Source organism: Flavobacterium sp. ALD4, from assembly GCF_002836475.1.
Lineage (GTDB): Bacteria > Bacteroidota > Bacteroidia > Flavobacteriales > Flavobacteriaceae > Flavobacterium.
In genome coordinates, this window is the sequence record NZ_PJBJ01000028.1 from 183605 (window position 1) to 205508 (window position 21904).

Annotated in this window: 23 protein-coding genes, 2 tRNA genes and 1 pseudogene; 9 read left to right on the forward strand and 17 right to left on the reverse strand. The window is 36.3% G+C overall.

The window, feature by feature from the left end; all coding sequences use genetic code 11:
- Positions 1-140: 140 nt before the first annotated feature.
- The 4 genes from lptB to CXF59_RS07285 form a co-directional block, all read right to left on the reverse strand.
- Entirely contained in the window at positions 141-881 is a 741-nt protein-coding gene (lptB, locus tag CXF59_RS07270) for an LPS export ABC transporter ATP-binding protein (RefSeq protein ID WP_101137160.1), read from the reverse strand.
- Positions 882-1037: 156 nt separating this feature from the next.
- Complete coding sequence (locus CXF59_RS07275) at positions 1038-1391, reverse strand: carboxymuconolactone decarboxylase family protein (RefSeq protein ID WP_101137161.1); 354 nt, start codon at positions 1389-1391, stop codon at positions 1038-1040.
- A 2-nt stretch (positions 1392-1393) separates the two neighbouring features.
- The gene (tatC, locus tag CXF59_RS07280) at positions 1394-2200 is read right to left on the reverse strand and encodes a twin-arginine translocase subunit TatC (RefSeq protein WP_101137162.1); all 807 of its coding nucleotides are present in this window, start codon (positions 2198-2200) and stop codon (positions 1394-1396) included.
- Positions 2200-3165: an SIS domain-containing protein gene (locus CXF59_RS07285; protein WP_198554650.1), complete on the reverse strand. Its 966-nt coding sequence runs from the start codon at positions 3163-3165 to the stop codon at positions 2200-2202. The genes tatC and CXF59_RS07285 overlap by 1 nt, the downstream gene beginning before the upstream one ends.
- Before the next feature lie 85 nt (positions 3166-3250).
- Between CXF59_RS07285 and CXF59_RS07290 the strand changes: the two genes are divergently transcribed.
- Positions 3251-5446, forward strand: a complete 2196-nt coding sequence (locus CXF59_RS07290) for an ATP-dependent DNA helicase RecQ (RefSeq protein WP_101137163.1) — start codon at positions 3251-3253, stop codon at positions 5444-5446.
- A gap of 76 nt (positions 5447-5522) precedes the next feature.
- On the opposite strand, the gene CXF59_RS07295 is transcribed toward CXF59_RS07290, so the two are convergent.
- Positions 5523-5762, reverse strand: a complete 240-nt coding sequence (locus CXF59_RS07295; protein WP_101137164.1) for a hypothetical protein — start codon at positions 5760-5762, stop codon at positions 5523-5525.
- Positions 5763-5922: 160 nt separating this feature from the next.
- On the opposite strand from CXF59_RS07295, the gene CXF59_RS07300 reads away from it, so the two are divergent.
- Positions 5923-7497, forward strand: coding sequence for an NAD(P)/FAD-dependent oxidoreductase (locus tag CXF59_RS07300; RefSeq protein ID WP_101137165.1), 1575 nt, complete (start codon positions 5923-5925; stop codon positions 7495-7497).
- A 43-nt stretch (positions 7498-7540) separates the two neighbouring features.
- On the opposite strand, the gene CXF59_RS07305 is transcribed toward CXF59_RS07300, so the two are convergent.
- From CXF59_RS07305 to CXF59_RS07330, 6 genes and pseudogenes are all read right to left on the reverse strand, one after another.
- A complete protein-coding gene (locus tag CXF59_RS07305; RefSeq protein ID WP_101137166.1) occupies positions 7541-8497 on the reverse strand; it encodes a quinone oxidoreductase in 957 nt (318 codons plus the stop codon).
- Positions 8498-8676: 179 nt separating this feature from the next.
- Positions 8677-9048: a response regulator gene (locus tag CXF59_RS07310; RefSeq protein WP_232758759.1), complete on the reverse strand. Its 372-nt coding sequence runs from the start codon at positions 9046-9048 to the stop codon at positions 8677-8679.
- Positions 9049-9057: 9 nt separating this feature from the next.
- Positions 9058-9375 (reverse strand): annotated as a pseudogene (locus CXF59_RS07315) (ATP-binding protein); the annotation flags it as partial.
- A 702-nt stretch (positions 9376-10077) separates the two neighbouring features.
- On the reverse strand, positions 10078-11385 hold the full coding sequence (locus CXF59_RS07320; protein ID WP_101137169.1) for an amidohydrolase: 1308 nt from the start codon (positions 11383-11385) through the stop codon (positions 10078-10080).
- Positions 11386-11603: 218 nt separating this feature from the next.
- Positions 11604-12053 (reverse strand): peptide-methionine (R)-S-oxide reductase MsrB, encoded by a 450-nt coding sequence (gene msrB / locus CXF59_RS07325; protein WP_101137248.1) that lies wholly within the window; start codon positions 12051-12053, stop codon positions 11604-11606.
- 318 nt (positions 12054-12371) lie between these two features.
- Complete coding sequence (locus CXF59_RS07330; RefSeq protein ID WP_101137170.1) at positions 12372-12833, reverse strand: GNAT family N-acetyltransferase; 462 nt, start codon at positions 12831-12833, stop codon at positions 12372-12374.
- A gap of 169 nt (positions 12834-13002) precedes the next feature.
- Here CXF59_RS07330 and idi point away from each other — a divergent pair, with 169 nt between their 5' ends.
- The 7 genes from idi (at position 13003) to CXF59_RS07365 (ending at position 16213) form a co-directional block, all read left to right on the forward strand.
- Entirely contained in the window at positions 13003-13530 is a 528-nt protein-coding gene (idi, locus tag CXF59_RS07335; RefSeq protein ID WP_101137171.1) for an isopentenyl-diphosphate Delta-isomerase, read from the forward strand.
- Positions 13531-13609: 79 nt separating this feature from the next.
- Entirely contained in the window at positions 13610-14020 is a 411-nt protein-coding gene (locus tag CXF59_RS07340) for a 6-carboxytetrahydropterin synthase (RefSeq protein WP_101137249.1), read from the forward strand.
- Positions 14020-14478, forward strand: coding sequence for a peroxiredoxin (locus tag CXF59_RS07345; protein ID WP_101137172.1), 459 nt, complete (start codon positions 14020-14022; stop codon positions 14476-14478). The genes CXF59_RS07340 and CXF59_RS07345 overlap by 1 nt, the downstream gene beginning before the upstream one ends.
- A 65-nt stretch (positions 14479-14543) precedes the next feature.
- The gene (locus CXF59_RS07350; RefSeq protein WP_101137173.1) at positions 14544-15512 is read left to right on the forward strand and encodes a type I phosphomannose isomerase catalytic subunit; all 969 of its coding nucleotides are present in this window, start codon (positions 14544-14546) and stop codon (positions 15510-15512) included.
- Positions 15513-15568: 56 nt separating this feature from the next.
- Positions 15569-15835, forward strand: a complete 267-nt coding sequence (locus tag CXF59_RS07355; RefSeq protein ID WP_016988978.1) for a hypothetical protein — start codon at positions 15569-15571, stop codon at positions 15833-15835.
- 78 nt (positions 15836-15913) lie between these two features.
- Positions 15914-15987: transfer RNA gene (locus tag CXF59_RS07360), tRNA-Thr, on the forward strand.
- A 152-nt stretch (positions 15988-16139) separates the two neighbouring features.
- Positions 16140-16213, forward strand: a tRNA-Thr gene (locus tag CXF59_RS07365).
- Between the two features lie 144 nt (positions 16214-16357).
- On the opposite strand, the gene CXF59_RS07370 is transcribed toward CXF59_RS07365, so the two are convergent.
- The 6 genes from CXF59_RS07370 to CXF59_RS07395 form a co-directional block, all read right to left on the reverse strand.
- Entirely contained in the window at positions 16358-17077 is a 720-nt protein-coding gene (locus tag CXF59_RS07370; RefSeq protein WP_101137174.1) for a DUF4369 domain-containing protein, read from the reverse strand.
- Positions 17078-17200: 123 nt separating this feature from the next.
- Positions 17201-19063 carry a peptidase M61 gene (locus CXF59_RS07375; protein ID WP_101137175.1) on the reverse strand — a complete coding sequence of 621 codons (1863 nt, stop codon included), beginning with the start codon at positions 19061-19063 and terminating at the stop codon, positions 17201-17203.
- Between the two features lie 131 nt (positions 19064-19194).
- Positions 19195-19473 (reverse strand): DUF2805 domain-containing protein, encoded by a 279-nt coding sequence (locus CXF59_RS07380; protein WP_101137176.1) that lies wholly within the window; start codon positions 19471-19473, stop codon positions 19195-19197.
- 110 nt (positions 19474-19583) lie between these two features.
- A complete protein-coding gene (locus CXF59_RS07385) occupies positions 19584-20420 on the reverse strand; it encodes a sterol desaturase family protein (RefSeq protein WP_101137177.1) in 837 nt (278 codons plus the stop codon).
- Between the two features lie 87 nt (positions 20421-20507).
- Positions 20508-20861: a MauE/DoxX family redox-associated membrane protein gene (locus CXF59_RS07390; protein ID WP_101137178.1), complete on the reverse strand. Its 354-nt coding sequence runs from the start codon at positions 20859-20861 to the stop codon at positions 20508-20510.
- A gap of 61 nt (positions 20862-20922) precedes the next feature.
- Positions 20923-21822 carry a DMT family transporter gene (locus CXF59_RS07395; RefSeq protein WP_101137179.1) on the reverse strand — a complete coding sequence of 300 codons (900 nt, stop codon included), beginning with the start codon at positions 21820-21822 and terminating at the stop codon, positions 20923-20925.
- Positions 21823-21904: the final 82 nt, after the last annotated feature.

The following is a 21904-nucleotide window of genomic DNA, read 5'->3' on the forward strand; positions in this document are numbered from 1 at the left end:
TATGGATTTGATATCCTTTCATTTTGGAGTAAAATAAGGCTCGTTTTTTTAAACTGATCACTCATTTAAATCTGACCACTGACCACTTTTTTTTAAACTGTACACTGAGTACTGATCACTCTCTTAAACCTAGCACTCCTTTAAAACTCTAGTTTCTTCTTTCTCAGTTCAAAATTTTGTCCAAGGTACACGCGACGCACCATCTCATCTTCCACTAATTCTTCCGGTACTCCTGCTTTTAAGATTCCTCCTTCAAACATAAGATAGGTTTTATCTGTAATGGCTAAAGTTTCCTGTACGTTATGGTCGGTGATTAGAATTCCGATATTTTTATCTTTTAATTGGGCTACAATTCTTTGAATATCTTCGACGGCTACTGGATCGACACCGGCAAAAGGTTCGTCAAGCAATATAAATTTGGGGTCGGTAGCTAGGCATCGCGCAATTTCAGTACGACGACGTTCTCCTCCAGAAAGTAAATCACCGCGGTTTGTACGGATGTGTTCTAAGCTGAATTCATCGATTAGGCTTTCCATTTTGGCAACTTGCTCTTCTTTGGAAAGGTTAGTTAGCTGTAAAACACTCAAGATATTGTCTTCGATACTTAGTTTTCTAAATACAGAAGCTTCTTGCGCCAAATACCCAATTCCTTGCTGTGCTCTTTTGTACATGGGATAATCGGTAATATTCAAATCGTCAAGATAGATGTTGCCGGAATTTGGTGTAACCAATCCTACAATCATATAAAAAGAAGTTGTTTTTCCAGCGCCATTAGGTCCCAGTAGACCAACGATTTCACCTTGGTTTACTTCGACCGAAATGCCCTTCACGACACTTCTTCCTTTGTATGTTTTTACTAAATTCTCAGCTCTTAAAATCATATACTTTGTTTTAAACGTTAATCGTTTAATCGTATCAAATTAACGAATAACCAAATTAACAAATAACCCTATTAACAATTATTTCGTTTCTTTTTCAAGTAGAATTCTTGCCCTATGAAGGTCAGGTGCCACTTTTGTTATCAAAGAAGAAGACTCTTATTTTGTTGTGGTTTCATCCAATGCTTCCCAAAATTCATAAGCTCTACGCAAATGAGGCACTACGATAGTTCCGCCCACTAAGGTTGCAATTCCCATTGCCTCCATCATTTCTTCTTTAGTGACCCCAATTTTATGACTGGTTTCCAAATGGTATTTTACACAATCGTCACAACGTAAAACAGCAGAAGCCACTAAGCCTAATAGTTCTTTTGTTTTTACATCAAGCGCACCTGCAGCGTAGGCATTGGTGTCAAGATTGAAAATTCGCTTTACTATTTTGTTGTTGTCCGCCAGTAATTTTTCGTTCATTTTAGAACGGTAGTCATTAAATTCTTCAATAATAGCACTCATAATTACTCTTTTTTATTTTTAGTTACAAGTACTGAAATAAAGATACTTGCTTCATAGATTAATAACATTGGTATTGCAACAATAGTTTGACTTACAACATCCGGTGGCGTTACGATGGCAGCCACGATAAGGACAAGTACAATTGCGTATTTGCGGTAGGTTCTTAAAAAGGCAGGAGTCACTAACCCTAGTTTTGTTAAGAAATAAATAATAATTGGTAATTCAAAAAATAATCCACTTGCGAGAACGGAGGTTTTAACCAACCCGATATAAGAATCTAACGTAAACTGATTTAGGACAAGATTACTGACTGTAAAGGTAGCTACAAAGTTAATTGACATGGGAATCACGATATAATAGCCAAATAGCACTCCAATAAAGAAAAGTAGTGAAGAAAAAAAGATGAATGCCTTGGCGTTTTTCTTTTCATTCTTGTAAAGTGCAGGACTTATAAATTTCCATATTTCCCATAAAATATAGGGAAAACTTAAAATAAATCCGGCAAGTAGACAGACCCAAATGAACACATTTACCTGTCCCTCCATGGAGGTATTCTGGATGATAAAGGGAAATTCAGTAATGCAGAAACTATCTGTTAAACCCAAGGATTGGGACAGTTCACAAAATAATCGATATGTGGTAAATGTTGGCCGTACCGGACCAAAGATAATAGCGTCAAACAAGTAATCACTAAAAAAATAAGTTGCAAAAGCCATAATCACTATTGCCAGTGTGCTGCGTACCAATAACCATCTTAAATCTTCAAGATGATCTAAAAACGACATTTCGTTTTGATTTTTCTTCGCCATTATACTATTCCTTCTTTTAAAATGTCATGTAAATGTAAAACGCCTTTATACTCGCCATGATCTACCACAACTAATTGAGTGATGGAGAAATCTTCGAGAATATTTAATGCGTCAGCTACCATGTCGGTTGTTTGAATTAATTTTGGATTCTTGGTCATGATGTCTTTCGCGGTCAAATCTGCGAAAGAATCTCTTTCGTTTAACATTCTTCGAATGTCACCGTCTGTTATAATTCCGATGACTTTATCGTTTTCGACAACTGCAGTAACACCAAGACGTTTTTCTGAGATTTCAAAAATCACTTTTTTTATTGCCGTATCCGGAGAAACTACAGGTTTTAAAGTATGTTCCAGCATGTCTTTAACTCTGAGCAATAATTTTTTGCCTAAAGCACCTCCCGGATGGTATTTTGCAAAATCTTCTGCTTTGAAATTCTGCATTTCCATAAGGCAAACGGCAATGGCGTCACCCATTACTAATTGAGCGGTAGTGCTATTGGTAGGAGCGAGATTATTAGGGCAAGCTTCGGCGTCCACAGTGGTGTTCAATACATAATCGGACCCTTTTGCAAGAAACGAAGTCATGTTCCCGGTTATGGCAATCAGCGTATTTCCAAAACGTTTTAAAAAGGGAACAACAGCTTTTATTTCAGGACTGTTTCCGCTTTTTGAAATGCAGATAATAATATCGTCTTTTTGTACCATACCCAAGTCTCCATGAATTGCTTCAGAGGCGTGAAGAAACATTGAAGGTGTTCCTGTGGAATTAAATGTAGCGACCATTTTTTGGGCAATGATTGCACTTTTTCCGATTCCGGTTACGATTAATCTTCCGTTCGAATTATAGATTGCTTGCGTTGCATCTGAAAAATTTTCGTCGAGGAAATCAGTTAGTTTTGTAATTGACTCGCTCTCAGATAAAATGGTTTTTTTGGCTATCGCCAATATGTTTTCTTTCGATATCAAAACGGAATATTTAAAATTTGTGAGTGTAAAAGAAAATTGTATCTTTATCTGATGCAAATTTATACAAAATACCACATAATAAAGAATGAATTCAAACGAAATTGACATACATAAAGAATTAAAGAAATATTTTGGCTTTAGTCAATTTAAAGGCTTGCAGGAACAGGTTATTGAAAGCCTAATGAAGAGACAGAATACATTTGTAATTATGCCTACGGGCGGTGGTAAATCATTGTGTTACCAGCTCCCGGCTTTAGTTCAAGAAGGCACAGCCATTGTTGTTTCTCCATTAATTGCCTTAATGAAAAACCAAGTCGACGCTATCAGAAGTTTATCTTCAGAAAGAGGTATTGCCCATGTTTTAAATTCATCACTCACAAAAACAGAGATTGCTCAAGTTAGAAAGGATATCACTTCCGGATTAACGAAGCTTTTGTATGTCGCTCCAGAATCTTTGACAAAAGAGGAAAATGTTAATTTTCTTAAAAATGTGACCATTTCTTTTGTGGCTATAGATGAAGCCCATTGCATCTCCGAGTGGGGTCATGATTTCAGGCCGGAATACAGGAATCTGAAACATATTATAAAACAACTGGGGGATTTACCTATAATAGGTCTTACCGCTACGGCAACTCCAAAAGTTCAGGAAGATATCCTGAAAAATTTAGATATGTGTGATGCTACGACTTTTAAAGCATCGTTTAACAGACCTAATTTGTATTATGAAGTACGTACAAAAACAAAAAATGTAGAATCAGATATCATTCGTTTTATAAAACAGCACCAAGGGAAGTCTGGAATTATTTATTGCCTAAGCCGCAAAAAGGTGGAGGCAATTGCTCATGTACTGCAGGTAAACGGAATTAGTGCGGTGCCTTATCATGCAGGATTAGATGCGAAAACACGGGCTAGACATCAGGACATGTTTCTTATGGAAGATGTGGATGTGGTGGTGGCTACAATCGCTTTCGGAATGGGAATCGACAAGCCAGATGTGCGATTTGTGATTCATCATGACATTCCAAAATCACTAGAAAGTTATTATCAGGAAACGGGTCGTGCTGGTAGGGATGGTGGAGAAGGACATTGTCTTGCTTACTATTCTTATAAAGATGTAGAAAAACTGGAGAAATTCATGTCCGGTAAACCAGTTGCCGAGCAGGAAATTGGGTTTGCTTTATTGCAGGAAGTGGTAGCCTATGCCGAAACTTCAATGTCAAGAAGAAAATTTTTACTCCATTATTTTGGTGAGGCATTTGACAGTGAAACGGGTGAAGGTGCGGATATGGATGACAATGTAAGAAATCCAAAGGTGAAGGTGGAAGCCAAAGACCAAGTAGTGAAATTGCTGGAGGTGGTTAGAGACACGAGGCATTTATATAAATCGAAAGAAATAGTTTTTACGTTAATCGGTAGAGTCAATGCGATAATTAAAGCCCATAGAACAGATTCTCAATCTTTTTTCGGGTGTGGTGTCGCCTTTGATGAAAAATATTGGATGGCCTTATTGAGACAAGTGCTCGTGGGAGGTTATTTATACAAAGATATTGAAACCTATGGTATCGTAAAAATTACGGATAAAGGCTTGGATTTTATTAAAAAACCAAGCTCTTTTATGATGTCTGAAGATCATCAATACAATGAGGCTGGAGACCAAGCAATTGTAAGTGCGTCTAAATCTTCGGGGGCAATAGATGAGGTGTTGATGGGTATGTTACGTGATTTACGTAAAAAAGTATCCAAAAAACTTGGACTACCGCCATTTGTTGTTTTTCAAGACCCTTCATTGGAAGACATGGCCTTGAAATATCCTGTTTCTCTAAATGAACTGATTCATATTCATGGAGTGGGAGAAGGAAAAGCTAAGAAATACGGTACTGAATTTGTTGAATTAATAAATCGGTATGTGGTAGATAATGAGATCTTACGTCCAGACGATTTGGTTGTGAAATCGACAGGAATCAAGTCGGCCATTAAATTGTATATTATTCAAAACGTCGATAGAAAATTGTCTTTAGATGATATCGCTAAGGCAAAAGGGTTGAGCATGGAAACCTTACTTAAGGAAATGGAACAAATTGTCTATTCAGGTACTAAATTGAATATCAAATACTGGGTAGATGAAATGCTTGATGACGAACAACAAGAAGAGATTCATGATTACTTTATGGAGTCAGAATCAGATAAGATAGAAGGCGCTTTAAAGGAATTTGAAGGTGATTACGACATTGATGAATTACGCTTAATGCGAATAAAATTTATCAGCGAAGTAGCGAATTAGAAAAGAAATTCTAATAAAAAGAAATTCCAAATTCCAATTCGTAACATCATTGGAATTTGGAATTTTTTATTGGGAGTTAGCCTTCGTAGACTTCACCACGATGTGGTTTCAGTGCATCACGTACTTGAATCATGTTTTCATCAGTAACTACCATAAAAGCAATAGCTTGCATTTCACCTTGGATAGCAAAACCAGTAATGTTTAGTGGCAATTTTTCCATTGCGATATATTCTTTTAGGTGGATTTCATGATGTTCAGCTGTTTTTGCGGAAGCAGGTCCACGGAAATCCCATATTAGTTTTATTTGTCTCGACATGGTGTAATAGTGTAAGGTTTAAAGGGGCAAAGTTACAAAGTTTTCAAGGCGAAAAACAATTACCGCCAAAAGAACCAATTAATTCCACTTCAAAATACTATTTTTGCACTTTGTTTTTCAATAATTATAAGGAACAAATAAACGAATTATCACTAAAGAAATGCCTCAAGAACATCTACTACAAGTATCTCCTGAAATTGCCGCAAACGAAATGTTGCTAAAAGACCACCTTGGAAAACTACTAAAGGTTTCTCCAAAAGAAATTCAGCATGTTTCCATTTTAAAGCGGTCTATTGATGCACGTCAAAAAGCAATTAAAATTAATCTGAAAGTGGCAGTCTATTTTAAAGGAGAACCTTTTAAAGAAGATACAATACGACTTCCAGAGTATGGAAATGTTGCGAACGCGCAAGAAGTAATTGTGGTTGGTGCTGGACCTGCCGGACTTTTTGCTGCCTTGCGGTTAATTGAATTGGGCCTAAAGCCAATAGTAATTGAAAGAGGGAAAGAGGTGCGTGGCCGACGTCGTGACTTGAAGGCAATCAATGTAGATCACCTTGTTAATGAAGATTCTAATTATTGTTTTGGAGAAGGCGGAGCAGGAACGTATTCTGATGGAAAATTATACACACGCTCTAAAAAAAGAGGGGATGTAACACGGATTCTGGAGTTATTAGTGGCTTACGGTGCTACTCCGGATATATTAGTGGAAGCACATCCGCACATCGGAACCAATAAATTACCCCAAATTATTCAGGATATTCGAGAGAAAATTATCGAATGTGGCGGGCAGGTACTGTTCGAAACACGAGTGATAGATATTGTAGTAAAAAATAATGAAGTTCAGGGAATCGTAACCCAAAAGGGAGATACGATTTTAGCTAATAAAATGATTTTGGCTACCGGACATTCGGCGAGAGATATTTTTGAATTATTAGACAGAAAAAAAATATTTATAGAGGCTAAGGCTTTTGCTTTGGGCGTTAGAGCCGAGCATCCGCAATCCTTGATTGACAGCATTCAGTACAGTTGTGATTATCGCGGCGAACTATTGCCACCGGCACCTTATAGTATTGTAAAGCAAGTGGGAGGCAGAGGAATGTATTCCTTTTGTATGTGTCCCGGTGGGGTGATTGCGCCTTGTGCTACCAGTCCCGGTGAAGTAGTGACAAATGGTTGGTCTCCGTCGAAACGGGATCAGGCTACGGCTAATTCTGGTATTGTAGTCGAGCTAAAACTGGAGGATTTCGAGCCTTATGCTAAATATGGTGCTTTAGCCGGAATGGAATTCCAAAAGAGTATTGAGCAAAAAGCTTGGCATCTCGCTGGTGAAACTCAAAAAGCACCAGCTCAACGCATGATCGATTTTACAAAAAGCGTAGTATCGTCGGAGATTCCTAAAACATCCTATGTTCCAGGTACCACCTCAGTAGAAATGGGGCAAGTTTTCCCTCGTTTTTTAACCGAGATTTTAAGAGAAGGTTTCACTGAATTTGGGAAATCTATGCGCGGGTATTTGACTAATGACGCTATACTGCACGCACCGGAATCAAGAACGTCTTCGCCTGTACGAATTCCCAGAGACCCCTTTACCTATGAACACGTCCAAATAAAAGGACTGTATCCATGTGGAGAAGGGGCAGGCTATGCGGGCGGAATTATTTCAGCTGCCATTGACGGAGAGAAATGTGCTTTAATGATTGGGGAAAGTCTACATAAAAAAACCTTGATTTAATTTTATATAAATCGAGGTGGGTATTTTTAGTTGTTCTTTCTAATTAAGGAATAAGAATTATTTTACCAGTACTTTTTCTGCTTTCGAGATAATCATACGCTTTTTTTCCTTCTGAAAGTTTAAAAACTGTTGGCGCCGCAATGGTAATTTGATTGCCGCTAATCCAGTCAAACAATTTGTTAGCTCTTTTAATGCGTTGTTCTTTTGATGCTAAATAGCTCCATAAGTCACCGCCGGTTAATGTTTTAGATGTATCCATTAACATTCTTGGATTGATAAAATCAGGATCTCCGCCTGCCATCCCAAAAAACACCACTTGTCCGCACGTTTTAGTTACCTCAAAACTGTCGCTTAAGGTACTGCCCACGCTGTCGTAAACAACATCTACTCCTTTGGGACAGTAGTCTAATACCTTAGATTTCCAGTCTTCAGAATATAAAAATACTTTGTCGGCTCCGTTTTTCAAAGCTATTTCCGCTTTTGACTCTGATGAGGTTAGACCAATAACTGTGGCACCCAATAGTTTGCTAATTTGAGTTAAAAATTGACCTACTCCTCCAGCAGATGCATGAATAAGCACTGTTTCTCCTTTTTTTGTTTTATGGCTGTCAGTCGCTAAATAATGAGCGGTCAATCCTTGAAGAAGAATGGTGGCGGCAGTTTCGAAAGTGATACTGTCGGGCAAAGGAATAACATGTGCAAGGGGAACGGCTACTAATTCTGCATTGGCGAAAGGGACATCAGCAAACGCAATTCGATCTCCGACTTGGAACTTGGTATTATTCGAGTCAACTACTAGGCCGGCACCCTCGTAACCCGCAATAAAAGGGGGGTCTCCTTGTAAATGATAATTCCCTTTTCGTCTGTACACGTCTGCAAAATTTAAGCCTATCGCACGCATTTCGATTAGAATCTCCTCTTTTTTTAGTACTGGAGCTGGTATGTCTATATATTCAAGAACGTCTGAAGTACCAAATGCCGAAAAAGTAAGTGCTTTCATATTTAAAATTATATTTCTTTACAAGGCAAAGTAAGGGAATTTAAATTTCTGCCGACTCTAATACAATCATAAAAAACTGATAAATAGATGGTGGTTAACCTAAATTCTCACAAGATGTTTGGTAATTTTGGCGAACAATAATTTTTCATTAATTGGTTTTGATATGTATTCATTCCCAATTAGTTGCATTTTTCCACATCGGAAGTCGTGACATCGGCAGTAAGGGCAATAATTGGAATTTTAGAATTCAGAACATTGCGGATGTATGATGTAGTCTCAAAACCATTCATTACTGGCATTTGGCAGTCCATCAAAATTATGTCATATTCATTTTCGTTTTTTTGAAGTAAATTGATTGCAATCTTGCCATTTTCAGCTATCTCAATCTCAAATCCGAAATCCAATAATATTATTTTTAGTAAAAGTTGATTTAGGACTACGTCTTCGACAACTAATACTTTGGTTGTTGATTCTTTGGAAATGTCAAGGTAAGATACTTCTGGTTCACCGTCGTTTGTGATTTCTTGTGATTTCGATTTTTTGAAATTCATAATAAAGCCAAACGAGGATCCTTTTCTTTCTTCACTAAGTGCTATTATTGTTCCTCCTTGCAGTTCGACCAAATGTTTAACAATGGCGAGACCGAGGCCGGTTCTGCCATAGGATTTGGAGGTCCCCTTGGTAGCCTATTCGAAATTCTTAAATATTTGCTCGACGTTATCTTGGGCAATGCCAATCCCCGTGACAGTTATTAAGAATTCAATTGCGATAGATTTCCTGTCTTCACTGACCATCAATATGTTTAAACTTATTTTGACTTTTGAAGTAAATTTAAGAGCGTTACTCCTTAAATTTAAAATAACTGGCCGCAAACGCATCGGATCTCCAACTAAAAGTTTAAGGATGGCGGGATCATAGATATAGGATAATTGTATGCTTTTTTTTTTTCAGCATCTTTTGTTCAAAAAGATGAAGCTTCGCAGAAATTGACTTTGATAGTTTAAAAAGGGATATTCTCAAAAGTGATCTTGCAGTATCTACCTTTGCGATGTCTAATATGTTATTTATTAAAATTATTAAAGCGTCTCCTGACTCGTTGATCGCCCTAATATTTACTGTTTGGGATTGCTTAATTAGCTTTATGTAGTCATTACCATTTAGACTAATGTTGAATCAAAATGAGGTATTTTCGACCCTTTAAATCGTAATGATTCAGAGCTCATTTTTTTAATAAAAAATGAAGATAAGGTACATAAACAGCGATTTGATAATATTTAATTTTTTAGCTGAAATAGCAAGTCTGAAACTAAATTATATTTTCCAAGTTTGGATGCCATTAATTATGTTTTGAACTGATTTTTCCTTTTTTGTGAATGCCAATGGGACGTGAAATAGCGATGTGGTATATTCTTTTTACAGATTATAGCGCTACCGGGAATAGGTTGAAAGCTAAGCTAGAAGTACGTAAAAAAAAACTGAAAATCACTTTTCGGTTCCATTGTTTATACTGTTTTTTTAAACCTTTCTATTTTGTGTTGGTTGCCATATTCCAAGTGGGTTGGCTGTTGTTATTTAGCATTTTATTTTTTCGATTGCATTTCCATATAATCTACTGTAAGGTTTGACATGGTTTTCATTCCTAAAACAAAACCACTTTCATCAATATAAAAATCCGGAGTATGATGTGGAGCTGTTTCAGAGATTGGTTTGCCTTTAGGAGCACCTCCTAAAAAGAAGTATAGCCCCGGAATTTTTTCTTGATAAAATGAAAAGTCCTCTGCGCCCATTACGGCAGGTGTAATAGAGACGTTATCTTTACCGGCCGTTGCTTCTAATGTTGGCAACAACTTTTCAGTTAATGATGGGTCGTTGTAGGTGATAAGAGTTTGCTTAGTTATATTTATTTCGGCAGTGGCTCCAGCACTTTCAGCAATTGAAGTCGCTACTTGTTTTATTCTGGCATGCAACATGTCCTGCACTTTGCTGTCGAGAGAGCGAATAGTTCCGGTCATTGTAAGTTCCTCTGGAATAACGTTACTTCTTACTCCCGCGTTTATTTGTCCTACACTAATAACAGCTGCTGATTCTGTAATGTTTATATTTCGGCTTACAATTGTTTGAAGTCCAAGTACTATCTGTGAAGCGGTAACAATAGGGTCGATTCCAAGCCATGGATAAGCTCCGTGTGTTTGTTTGCCCATTATTTTTATTGTAAACCAGTCCGAGGCTGCCATGGTTCCTTTTGGGCGATATTTTATCTTACCAACTTCTGTCTGAGCATTAATATGTAATCCGAAAATAACATCCACCTTTGGGTTATTTAAAACACCTTCTTCTACCATTAATTTTGCTCCTCCTTCTTCGCCTTCAGGAGCACCTTCTTCCGCTGGTTGGAAAATAAATTTTACAGTTCCTTTTAACTCACTTTTAATGGAAGCTAAAATTTCCGCAGTCCCCATTAGCATAGCAATATGAGTATCATGTCCGCATGCATGCATGACAGGTACTTCTCGGCCATTATACTCTCCCTCTGCTTTTGAAACGAAAGGAATGTCTACTCGCTCTTTAATCGGTAAAGCATCAATATCTGCTCTAAGAGCAACAACCGGTCCCGGTTTTCCTCCTCTTAAAATACCTACAACTCCTGTTTTGGCGACACCTGTCTGTACCTCAATTCCAAGAGAACGCAGATGTGCTGCAATTTTTTCGGCAGTTTTGAATTCTCTGTTTCCTAACTCAGGATTTTGATGAAAATTTCTCCTCCATGTGATAACTTTTGACTCTAAGGACTCAGCCTTCCTGTCAATCTTGATTTTTAGGGCAGCATTTTGAGCATAGGCAAGGCATACAAATGAAAATAGAGCTGCAGAAAAGATTATTTTTTTCATAGTTGTTTAGGACAAAGGTTCTGGTTAGTGTCTTAAAAACACTACGTTATAAGCAAATATATTAAAAATTAAACCTCTGCAATGCTATTCTAAAAAGAAAAAACATCTTGTTTGAAAAGCAAATCAAATAAAAAAAACCGAAAATCACTTTTCGGTTTCATTATTTTACCCACTATGCTTAACGCAGTCATAAAGGTTATTAAAATATTTTGTTCATCTTATTTTGTGTCCGGTATAAAATCGAGGGCTATAGAATTCATACAGTATCTTTTGCCGGTCGGGGCAGGTCCATCATCAAATAAATGACCTAAATGGCCGGCGCATCTTCCGCAAAGAGCTTCAATTCGTTCCATGCCCAGCGAATTGTCTTTTTTATAAATAACACTGTTTTTATTGTCTTGTTCGAAAAAACTCGGCCAGCCGCAGCTACTAGAAAACTTGGCGCCGGAACGAAATAATTGGTTGCCGCAGGCAGCACAGTAATACGCTCCTTTTTCATCTGTATTCCAGTATTTTCCGGTAAAAGGTCTTTCGGTGTCGGCATTTCGTGTTACCTCATATACGTCTTCTGGCAATACCTTTTTCCAGTCGGCATCTGTCAGGTGTAGTTTTGTACTGTCTGTATTGGAATAATATGGGTTTTCCGGTTTGTTGATCTTATTTTCCATAATTGTTGATTTTTTTGTTTTGATCTTTTGCTGTTTGTCCACTAGCGGTATACATGAACAAGGGGTATAAGCAAAATGATGATAAATGCTATTTTTGCATGTGTAAATACCATTTTTTTTAGAAGGAATACCGGTTTTATCTGGCTGTAGCATTCCGTTTTAATGCCCAAAGGACTTTCCGCCGTCTTGATAACAAAGATAAGCCGCTATTCGACTTTATGATGCCTTGTACCTGTTGTATTAACAGCTATTTATGTAAGTTTTAACTATTGTTATTTACATAGAAAAGAGGCTTTTGATGTTGTGGCTGATTAACTGTCAAAGTTCAACTCTCATATTCAATAAGTGTTTTTTGAATCCCACTTTTTCATAGGCTCTAATTGCGGAAGGATTATCGTGATAAACATCTAAACGGAGTTCCGTTATTTTTTGGGAAAGACACCATTCTTTTAAGGCCTCGATAATTATTGCGTTGACTCCCTTTCCTCTGTGTTGAGGATCCGTATACATAAATCCCAGATAGGCATAGTTGTCGTGATTCAAATAGGGCTTTGCAGTTTCTATTCGAGCATAACCGGAACCTACAATTTTAGCCCCGATTTCAGCAACGACAACCTCAATATGCGCTGCAGTAATCATTTTTTCAATATCGTAATAATTGATTTTCTCTTCCTTTAAGGTTGGGTCATAAGGGCGTTCGGCAGTAATGATTCCTTGTTCAAATTCGAGAAGGATATTCAAGTCTTCCAGTCTGGCTTTTCGGATATTTATTTTACTCATTGTCAAATAGTATTTAGGATATCAAAAGTAAGAAAGAATCAATTAATGATTTTTATAGATTGTTAGTGTAATTCCGATGTATTTTTTTAACTTCAACAATTCGAAACAGAAAGTTAAAGGACCCGCTATTCTTTAGGTTTTTTGTATTTTTGCAATGCTAAAATTAATTATGATAGAAGAAAATGTAATATTAGTTGATAAGGACGATCAGCAAATTGGATTGATGCCAAAGTTAGAGGCACATGAAAAAGCGCTTTTGCATCGTGCCTTTTCTGTTTTTGTTTTGAACAACAAAAATGAAGTCATGCTGCAGCAACGTGCTCATCAGAAATACCATTCTCCGCTTCTTTGGACTAATACCTGTTGCAGCCATCAAAGAGAAGGGGAGAGTAATACGGGTGCTGGTAGTAGAAGATTGTTTGAAGAAATGGGGTTCAAAACAGAGCTCAAAGAGCTTTTTCATTTTATATACAAAGCCCCGTTTGATAATGGTTTGACAGAGCATGAGCTAGATCATGTAATGATTGGTTATTATGATGAAAATCCCATTATAAATCCAGAAGAAGTCGAAGCTTGGAAATGGATGGCTATTGATGACGTGAAAGACGACATGCAAGCGCATCCGGAAATTTACACCGTATGGTTTAAAATAATTTTCGATGAATTTTATCATTTTTTAGAAGATCACAAAATTTAATAGTATCCTAAACCTTAATTTTTTATCTAAAATCCATTTGTGACTTTGAACGGAAGCAATGGTCAAAATTATAAACAATATGAAAGTAACTATAAGTAGAAAAGCACATTTTAATTCAGCTCATCGATTGTATCGCAAGGACTGGACATTCGAGAAAAACGATGCTGTTTTTGGAAAGTGCAATAACCCGAATTATCACGGTCACAATTATGAATTGATTGTAGGTGTTACTGGTCATATCGATCCAGAGACAGGCTATGTTATGGATGTAAAGATTTTGTCTGATCTCATTAAAGAAGAGGTAGAAAATCGCTTTGATCATAAAAATCTAAATCTAGATGTCCCTGAATTTCAAGATCTTAATCCTACAGCCGAAAATATAGTGGTGGTGATTTGGAATAAGTTGCGAAAAAAGATTCAAGCAGACTTTGATATAGAAGTTATTCTTTATGAGACTCCGCGTAATTTTGTAACTTACAGAGGAGAGTAATGGAATTAAAAAAAGGGGACAGCATCCCGAATTTTAAAGCGAAAGACAGCAATGGGAATGATTTTGACAGTCAAAAGCTGGTAGGTCAGAAGCCATTGGTTATTTATTTTTACCCCAAAGACAATACTCCGGGCTGTACCGCGCAGGCATGCAGCTTCCGGGATCAATACGAAGATTTCAAAGATTTGGGTGCGGAAGTTATCGGAATCAGTAGTGATACAGTAGAGTCTCATCAGAAATTTACGAAACAATATAAATTACCTTTTATTTTATTATCGGATCATGATAAAAAAATAAGGAGGCTTTTTGGAGTTCCATCAGGAATGTTTGGGATGCTTCCAGGAAGAGTAACTTATGTGACAGATAGAGCTGGGGAAATAATAATGATTTTTGATAGCATGATGGCTACTAAGCATATTCCAAAAGCGCTGGAAGCGGTAAAAAAATTGATATCTTAGAGTAACAAACAATAGTTGACATTAATTACAGAACATATAATTTTGTTTTCTGAAAAGACATTGAAATGAGTATAAATATATACCCTTTACAGTTTGATCCTATACTAAAGGAACGAATTTGGGGTGGCGAAAAACTAAAAACGGTCCTTAATAAATCAATTACTTCAAAAATAACGGGAGAGAGTTGGGAGTTGTCGACTGTTGAAGGTGATGTTAGTATAATTGCTAATGGAGATTTGAAAGGGAAGTTATTGACAGAAGTCATAGATGAAGCTCCAAATGAAATATTAGGAACAGAAGTGCATGAACGTTTTGGGAAGGAGTTTCCATTACTTTTCAAATATTTAGATGCTCGAGAAGACTTATCGGTTCAAGTGCACCCCAATGATGCTTTGGCAAAGAAAAGACATAATTCTTTCGGAAAAACAGAAATGTGGTACATCATGCAAGCTGATGAAGGTTCGGAAATAATTGTTGGCTTCAAAAAAGATTCTAATTCAAAAGAATTTTTAGAAAAGCTAAAAAGCAAGACTTTACTTTCTATTCTGGATAGTGTAGAAGTAAAAGAAGGAGATGTATTCTTTCTTGAAACAGGAACGGTGCATGCGATAGGTGCCGGGTTACTGGTTGCAGAAATTCAGCAAACATCAGACATTACATATCGTATTTATGACTTTGATAGGGTAGATGCACAGGGTAATACTAGAGAACTGCATGTGGATTTAGCTCTGGAAGCTATAAATTATAAAGAGCTTGATACTCGCAAAGAGTATTTAGAGGACGAAAACCAGTCAGATACAATTGTAAACTGTCCTTATTTCACTACTAATTTTATTCCGTTAACAGATACGATAACCATTTCGAAGACGGGAAATAGTTTTACGGTATATATGTGTATTGATGGAGCATTTGAAATTGAGTACAATATGAATCTCTATCAGTATCAAAAAGGAGATACGGTGCTAATTCCTGCCGCAATGGATTATTACGTGATAAGCGGAAAAGCTTCTATTTTAGAAATTTACATTTCATAGTCGGTAATAGAAAGATTATATGTACTTTTGCAAACGCAAATTAAAATTAAAAAGAAATGGCAAATATTAAGAATTTAAAAAAAGACATCAACTACGTTTTAGGAGATATTATTGAAGCAGTTTACTTGTATGAAATTTCAACTACTGGAAAACCAACAACAGAAACTAATAATTTAATTGATGAAGCTATCGCTGCTTTTGATACTTTGATCACAAAAGTGAACGCTAAGAAGGTAGAAGATAAAAAAGCCCACTTCAAACAAATCAATGTTGAATTGGAACAAACTGCAAATCAATTGATTGCTAAAATCAACGAATTGTAGTCAAAAAAAGCGATAAAAAAGTGCAGATTTATTTTGTAAAAGACGAATTCATCTGTATATTTGCACCCGTAATGAGACGCCAGCGTAGCTCAGTCGGCTAGAGCAGCTGATTTGTAATCAGCAGGTCGTGGGTTCGAGTCCCTCCGCCGGCTCATTGTAAAACCATCTAACTTTTGTTAGGTGGTTTTTTTTCTAAAATAGAGACAAAGAGCTGAATAGTTTGAAATCATCGAATAAAATTCATAGATAATCAATGGTTTTTTATGTAATAAAAATTCAGAACTTGATTTGTAGCCATAATATTGCCAGCGTAGCTCAGTTGGCTAGAGCAGCTGATTTGTAATCAGCAGGTCGTGGGTTCGAGTCCCTCCGCCGGCTCATTGTAAAACCATCTAACTTTTGTTAGATGGTTTTTTGTTTTAATATAGGAAATAAAAAATGTTCCCTATAAACCCAAAAAAAACGCCTCAATACAATTGGGGCGTTTTTTTGGGCGTTTTAAGAATATGTAGAAACGACTCTCTAATCGTTTTGTTCTTGAGTTTTAACCTTGGCTACATATTCGGTCAGTTTCTTTCCGTAAAGAGACTGTGCTACTTTTGGAGTCATTGATTTTTGAATCGTATCCAGGTATTTAAGATTGATATCATATATATCGGATAAAGTGATATATGGAGCTACTTCGTAATCCTTATTGTTAATGGCAAAGTTGGTAGCATATAAATACCTTCTTTTTGTATTAGAATCTTGTTTTACACTCAGGCTGTCGATTGCTTTTGTGTTCTGGCTTTTTATAGCATTGAATTTTTGTTCCAGTAAGGTTAAGTTGTCATCTCTAAAACGGGAGCTGACTTTTTTGTAATCCTCATATAATTCTTGATTTTTAGATCCTGTTATTTTAGCTGCTGAAAGGTAAGCGTCCAAGTTTGTTTCTATGTTGATATTTCCGGGCTCAGCAAAAAACAATAAATTATTGTCTAATGAATTGCTTACTCCTCTGTCTAGGAACAGATAAAGCATTTCAGGTGATTTTAAGTCGATATCACTTTCAAAAGCAGAGCTGCCATCAATTGTAATAGTGTCTATGGCAACAAGAGTACTGTCAACTACTCTTTGAATATATAAGGTGCCTTTCTTTAGCCCTTTAATATTTCCGGTAATGTGCAAGTTTGTTTTTGAGTCGTTTTTAGCACATGATGCCAAAAGCAACAGAGAAACGAATGCAAGAAGTGATTTTTTCATTGTTTAAATATTTTGCTGCAAAATAAAGAAAATTGTTGGAAAGATGAGTCGCTATATTAGGTGAATTTCATAAAAAAATCCCAATCTATTTCTAAATTGGGATTTCTTGTCTGATTTTTAGTTTTAACCTCTCAACCAAGCTTCTCTGAAAGTCTTTTTTGTTGCATCGGTTGCTTTAAGGGCTTCTTTTTCTTCATAAGGAAGTTTGACCTTTCCTTTGAGTATCTGTTCAGCTCCATCTCGCTTTATTTTAACGGTAATCCCGTCGTTTTCTTTCCAAGCCTGACTTTCACCAATCATATCATAGATGTTGTCCAGAGAATAGGGTTTGTTATTTATAGCCATTATAATATCACCTCCTTTAAGGTCTAAAGCAGTATAAAAGTCATTTAATTCAATATTCGGAATAACAACGATTTCTTTTGTCTGTGGATTTACGGTAATGTAGGGTACTTGCCCTTGCAGGAATACATTCCCGGGAGATTTTACGGTAGATTGTGTGACACCCACTTTTGCAAAGTAGGTTGCATAAGGAATTGGGGTGGTCCCAGCTACATAAGTTGCTAAAAAAGCACCCACTTCTGGGTAGGTCAAAGCCGTGATTTTAGCAAAAAGTTCGTTGTCGTTAAATGGTTTTGAAACACCGTATTCATTAGAAAGTTTTTGCATCAAATCAAGAATGCCTCTTTCTCCGTTGCTTTTTTCTCTTATAATGATATCCAAGCACATTGCTATCAATGATCCTTTTTGATATACGTTGATGTATTGGTCTTTGTAGGGTTGTTTCAAGACATTGGCGCTCATTGTGGTAAAAGACATGGTGTCGTTCATCACGCCCGCACGCTCCATTTGGTCTGATAGACGGCTGTAAAAATCTTCTTCAGTTATTAAACCTTGGTTGATTTGGAAAAGATTAGCGAAATATTCGGTAACGCCTTCGTACATCCATAAATGTTCTGACATTTTTGGGTTATTATAATCAAAATATTGGATTTCTTTAGAATGAATGCTAAGCGGAGTTACAATATGAAAAAATTCATGGGAAACTACATCCATCATCGATTTTACCAATTCCTCTTTTGGCATCACTTCGGGTAAAACAACTGTGGTAGCAGTAGGGTGCTCCAGTGCTCCAAAACCTTTTGCATCGTTTTGCTCCATGGTCGATAAATACAACAAGACTGTGTATTTTTTAGTGGCATTTATTTTTCCTAAAAAGGTTTTTTGTGCTGTCATCATAGTTTTCATCTCCGGTGTTATGCTTTCAGCAGTAACTTTTCCAGTAGGAGAATAAACACTAATTTGGATTTCCATCCCGTCAACTGTAAACGTAGTGTAATCCGGTTTTGAATACATAATTGGGTTTTCTACCAATTCTGCATAACGAGCGGTTATAAAAGTATCGGCCGTAGTGCTTTTGTCTAGGTCGGTCATTGAAGTGCTTCCCCAAAGTGTTGCAGGATGGGTAATGGTAACGTTATAAGGTATCGACATGAAGTTGGTGAAGTAACCCACAAAACAATGCGTGTTTAACATTATGTTTTTACCGGCATCAATGTTTGATCCTGCAGGTGAAAAGATATCTTCATCGCCAAATTTTGTGCCTTTCTCCGTATCAAATGAGTCATTTACTAAATAAGTGATTCTGTTCAGGGTTTTTGCTTTTGAAATAGACCAAGAATTAACATCAAGTTTTTTTACAGCCAATAAAGTCCCTTTTGCATCATAAGCTTTCAAATCTTCGATGTATCTACCGTAATTATCTTCGGAATACGTTCCTGGTACTGTTTTAGGGATGTGGTACGTAATTTCATCTGTTGTGATGGAAGGAGCTTTTATCGTTACCAGTACTTGGTCATTCGTTATTTCGTTTAGATTTATGGTTACTTGAACCTGTTCTTTTTTTGTTGCAGTTGTCACCGAACTGACAGTTTTACAACTCCAAAGGATCGATGTTAATGCAAATGCAAAAATTATTTTTTTCATTTTTTATTGTTTTCTTATTAGACTGCCAAAATGTAAAAACGTTACAAGGTACGAGCAGGGAATAAGTTTTAAAATAGGGTTAAAAATTCACGTAAAAAAAAACACCCTAAATAAGAGTGTTTTTTAATTGGTTAATCCAATTTGTTTTTGATATAATATTTACCATCCAAGTCTTCATCAAAATGATCAATTTTAATGGGTTTTGGCTTTGGTTTATTTGCAGTAGCTTTCTTTTTCCACATCTCAAATTTCTCTGCCGGCATCTTCTTTTTCATAATTTCCAAAACTTCTTTTTCGACCAGGCCAAATTCCTTTTTAATAATTTCAAAAGGATTTTTTTCCTCTAAGGCCAATGTAACAAGTTTTTCTGTTTGTTCCCAGTTTAATTCTTTGCGGTTACTCTTTTTCATCACGTGAAAATTAATTCAATTTGTTTTTAATGATTAATAATTGATTCTAAATTAGATAGAACAATATTAAGACAAATATAATTACTTCTGACCATAAAATCAATTTTTTTTTATGGAGTGTAATTCTTTTCCGAGGAACGTTGTTTTTGGAAAGGAATTTTCAACAAATTCTTCAATTCATTGTGTTCTTCATTTTTCATATGGGTGTCAATTCCATATACAATTTCTTTTTTGGAAAGTGTTCTGAACGTTCCGAAAAGACGGTCCCAAACTGAAAATATATTTCCGTAATTACTGTCGGTATAGGGTAACTTATAGTGGTGGTGGACTTTATGCATGTCTGGGGATACGATTAAATAGCTCATGATAGTGTCCCACTTTTTTGGTAATGCAATGTTGGCATGGTTAAATTGGGTTGCAATCACGGATAGCGTTTGGTAGAGGAATACCATCCACATAGGACTTCCGACAATTAAAACGCCCAAAGTCGTGAATGTAAATCGAATAATGCTTTCGCCGGGATGATGTCTGTTTGCAGATGTGGTATCTACCCAAGTATCTGTATGATGTATTAAGTGAAATCGCCACAGGAATTTAGTTTTGTGTTCGACAAAGTGTACAAGATATGCTCCAATTAAATCTAATAATAACAAACCGACTAATACATACAGCCATAATGGTATTTCAGGAAGCCATTGAAGAATTCCGAAATTATTCGCAACCGTCCAATCAGCAGTTTTTAATAAAACGAAAGCCAGTAAGAAATTAATGACAATAGTGGTTAATGTGAGGAATATATTAATACCGGCATGACGCCATTTCTTGTAATTAAAGTTAAAAAGAGGGTATGCATTTTCGATCAACCAAAAAATAGTGATTCCACTTACCAGAATTAAGCTCCTGTGCGAGGAGGGTATGGTCGAAAAATAATTAATTATTTCATTCATGACGTAATTGTTTACTCCAAAAATACTGATTTTTTAGATACAATGCCCTAGCGATGAGTTAATTGTTAGTCAGCTTGACTCAAAGTTTTATGTGTATTGATACCCCCAATAAATTAAAGCCAGTTGTAACGGCATGCGTAATAATAACACCCATTTAGGAAGGCCCATTCTTGCCTTTTTATCTTGATACATGTAGATATGGGTTGGGAAAACGGCGATTAAAAGTGCGATAATTCCCCAAGCAGCATATGTGGATAATACCGGTATAACTAATGCTATGCCGAAGATAATTTCAGCAATTCCGCTAAGGATATTCAATAATTTTGGATTAGGAAAATATGGGGGGATGATTTTTTGATACATTCTAGGACTTCTAAAATGATTTATTCCAGCTATTGTATAAATAAAAGCCATTAAGTATAAATGCCAAGGAAAATTCATAATGAGAAAGTTAAAGGTGAGGTTTACGAATGTACTGTATTTTTATAATCAAAGCTTACCGTTATACTAGTTTACGTTTAAAATTAACATTCATAATTACTATTGCGATAATAATAAGAACAATTCCAAACCACTGAAATGGTTTTACATCTTCGTTTAATAATACAAAAGCCATCATTACAGAAACGGGAAGTTCTAGGGCAGAGACAATACTTCCTAGGCCAATTCCTGTCAGTGGGAAACCTGCATTCATCAGCATTGGTGGAATAATAGTTCCAAACAAAGCAAGAATGATTCCCCATTTCAGAAAAATTTCAAAGTTAAATGGAGTGACTTGAGTTGCTATCGAAAATGAAAACACGATTATTGCACCACCCAGAAGCATATACAAACTACGCTGTGCAGAAGAAATATTGGTTGCTACGCGATTTGCAGTAAACATAGTGCTGGTAAAAGACGCTGCTGCCAGCATCCCCCACATGATACCGTGCCAATCGAGTTGAATTTCATTTTGAATTAAATTTGTTGCTAAAACGGTTCCAAAAAGTACGAAAATCACTGAAACCACTTTTTGAGTAGAAGGAAGCTTCTTTTCTAAAATCATTTCGAGTAGAACGCCCATCCAAACGGTTTGCATTAATAATACAATTCCAATAGAAACGGGAATGTACTTTACTGCTAAATAATAGAAAACACTGGTCATTCCCAATGATGTTCCAGCCAGCATCAGTTGAAATATGTTTTGTTTTGACGCCTTTAACGCCGTGTTTTTGTTTTTTGTTTTTTGGAACAAATTAATAAGCAATATTCCTATTATTCCCAACACAAATTGAGAAGTGGTGACTTCTGCCGTGGTGTATCCTTCATTATAGGCCATTTTTACAAAAGTGGCTAGCATACCGTAACTGGTAGCGCCAAATGCAACTAAAAATACTCCTTTCAGAACGCTGTTTTCAATCATTTTTTAAAAATTTAAAAGCCGGCAAATATAGGCTTTTAGTTGAAAAGACCCTGTTTTATCTTGTTTTTTGAAATTTTAATTT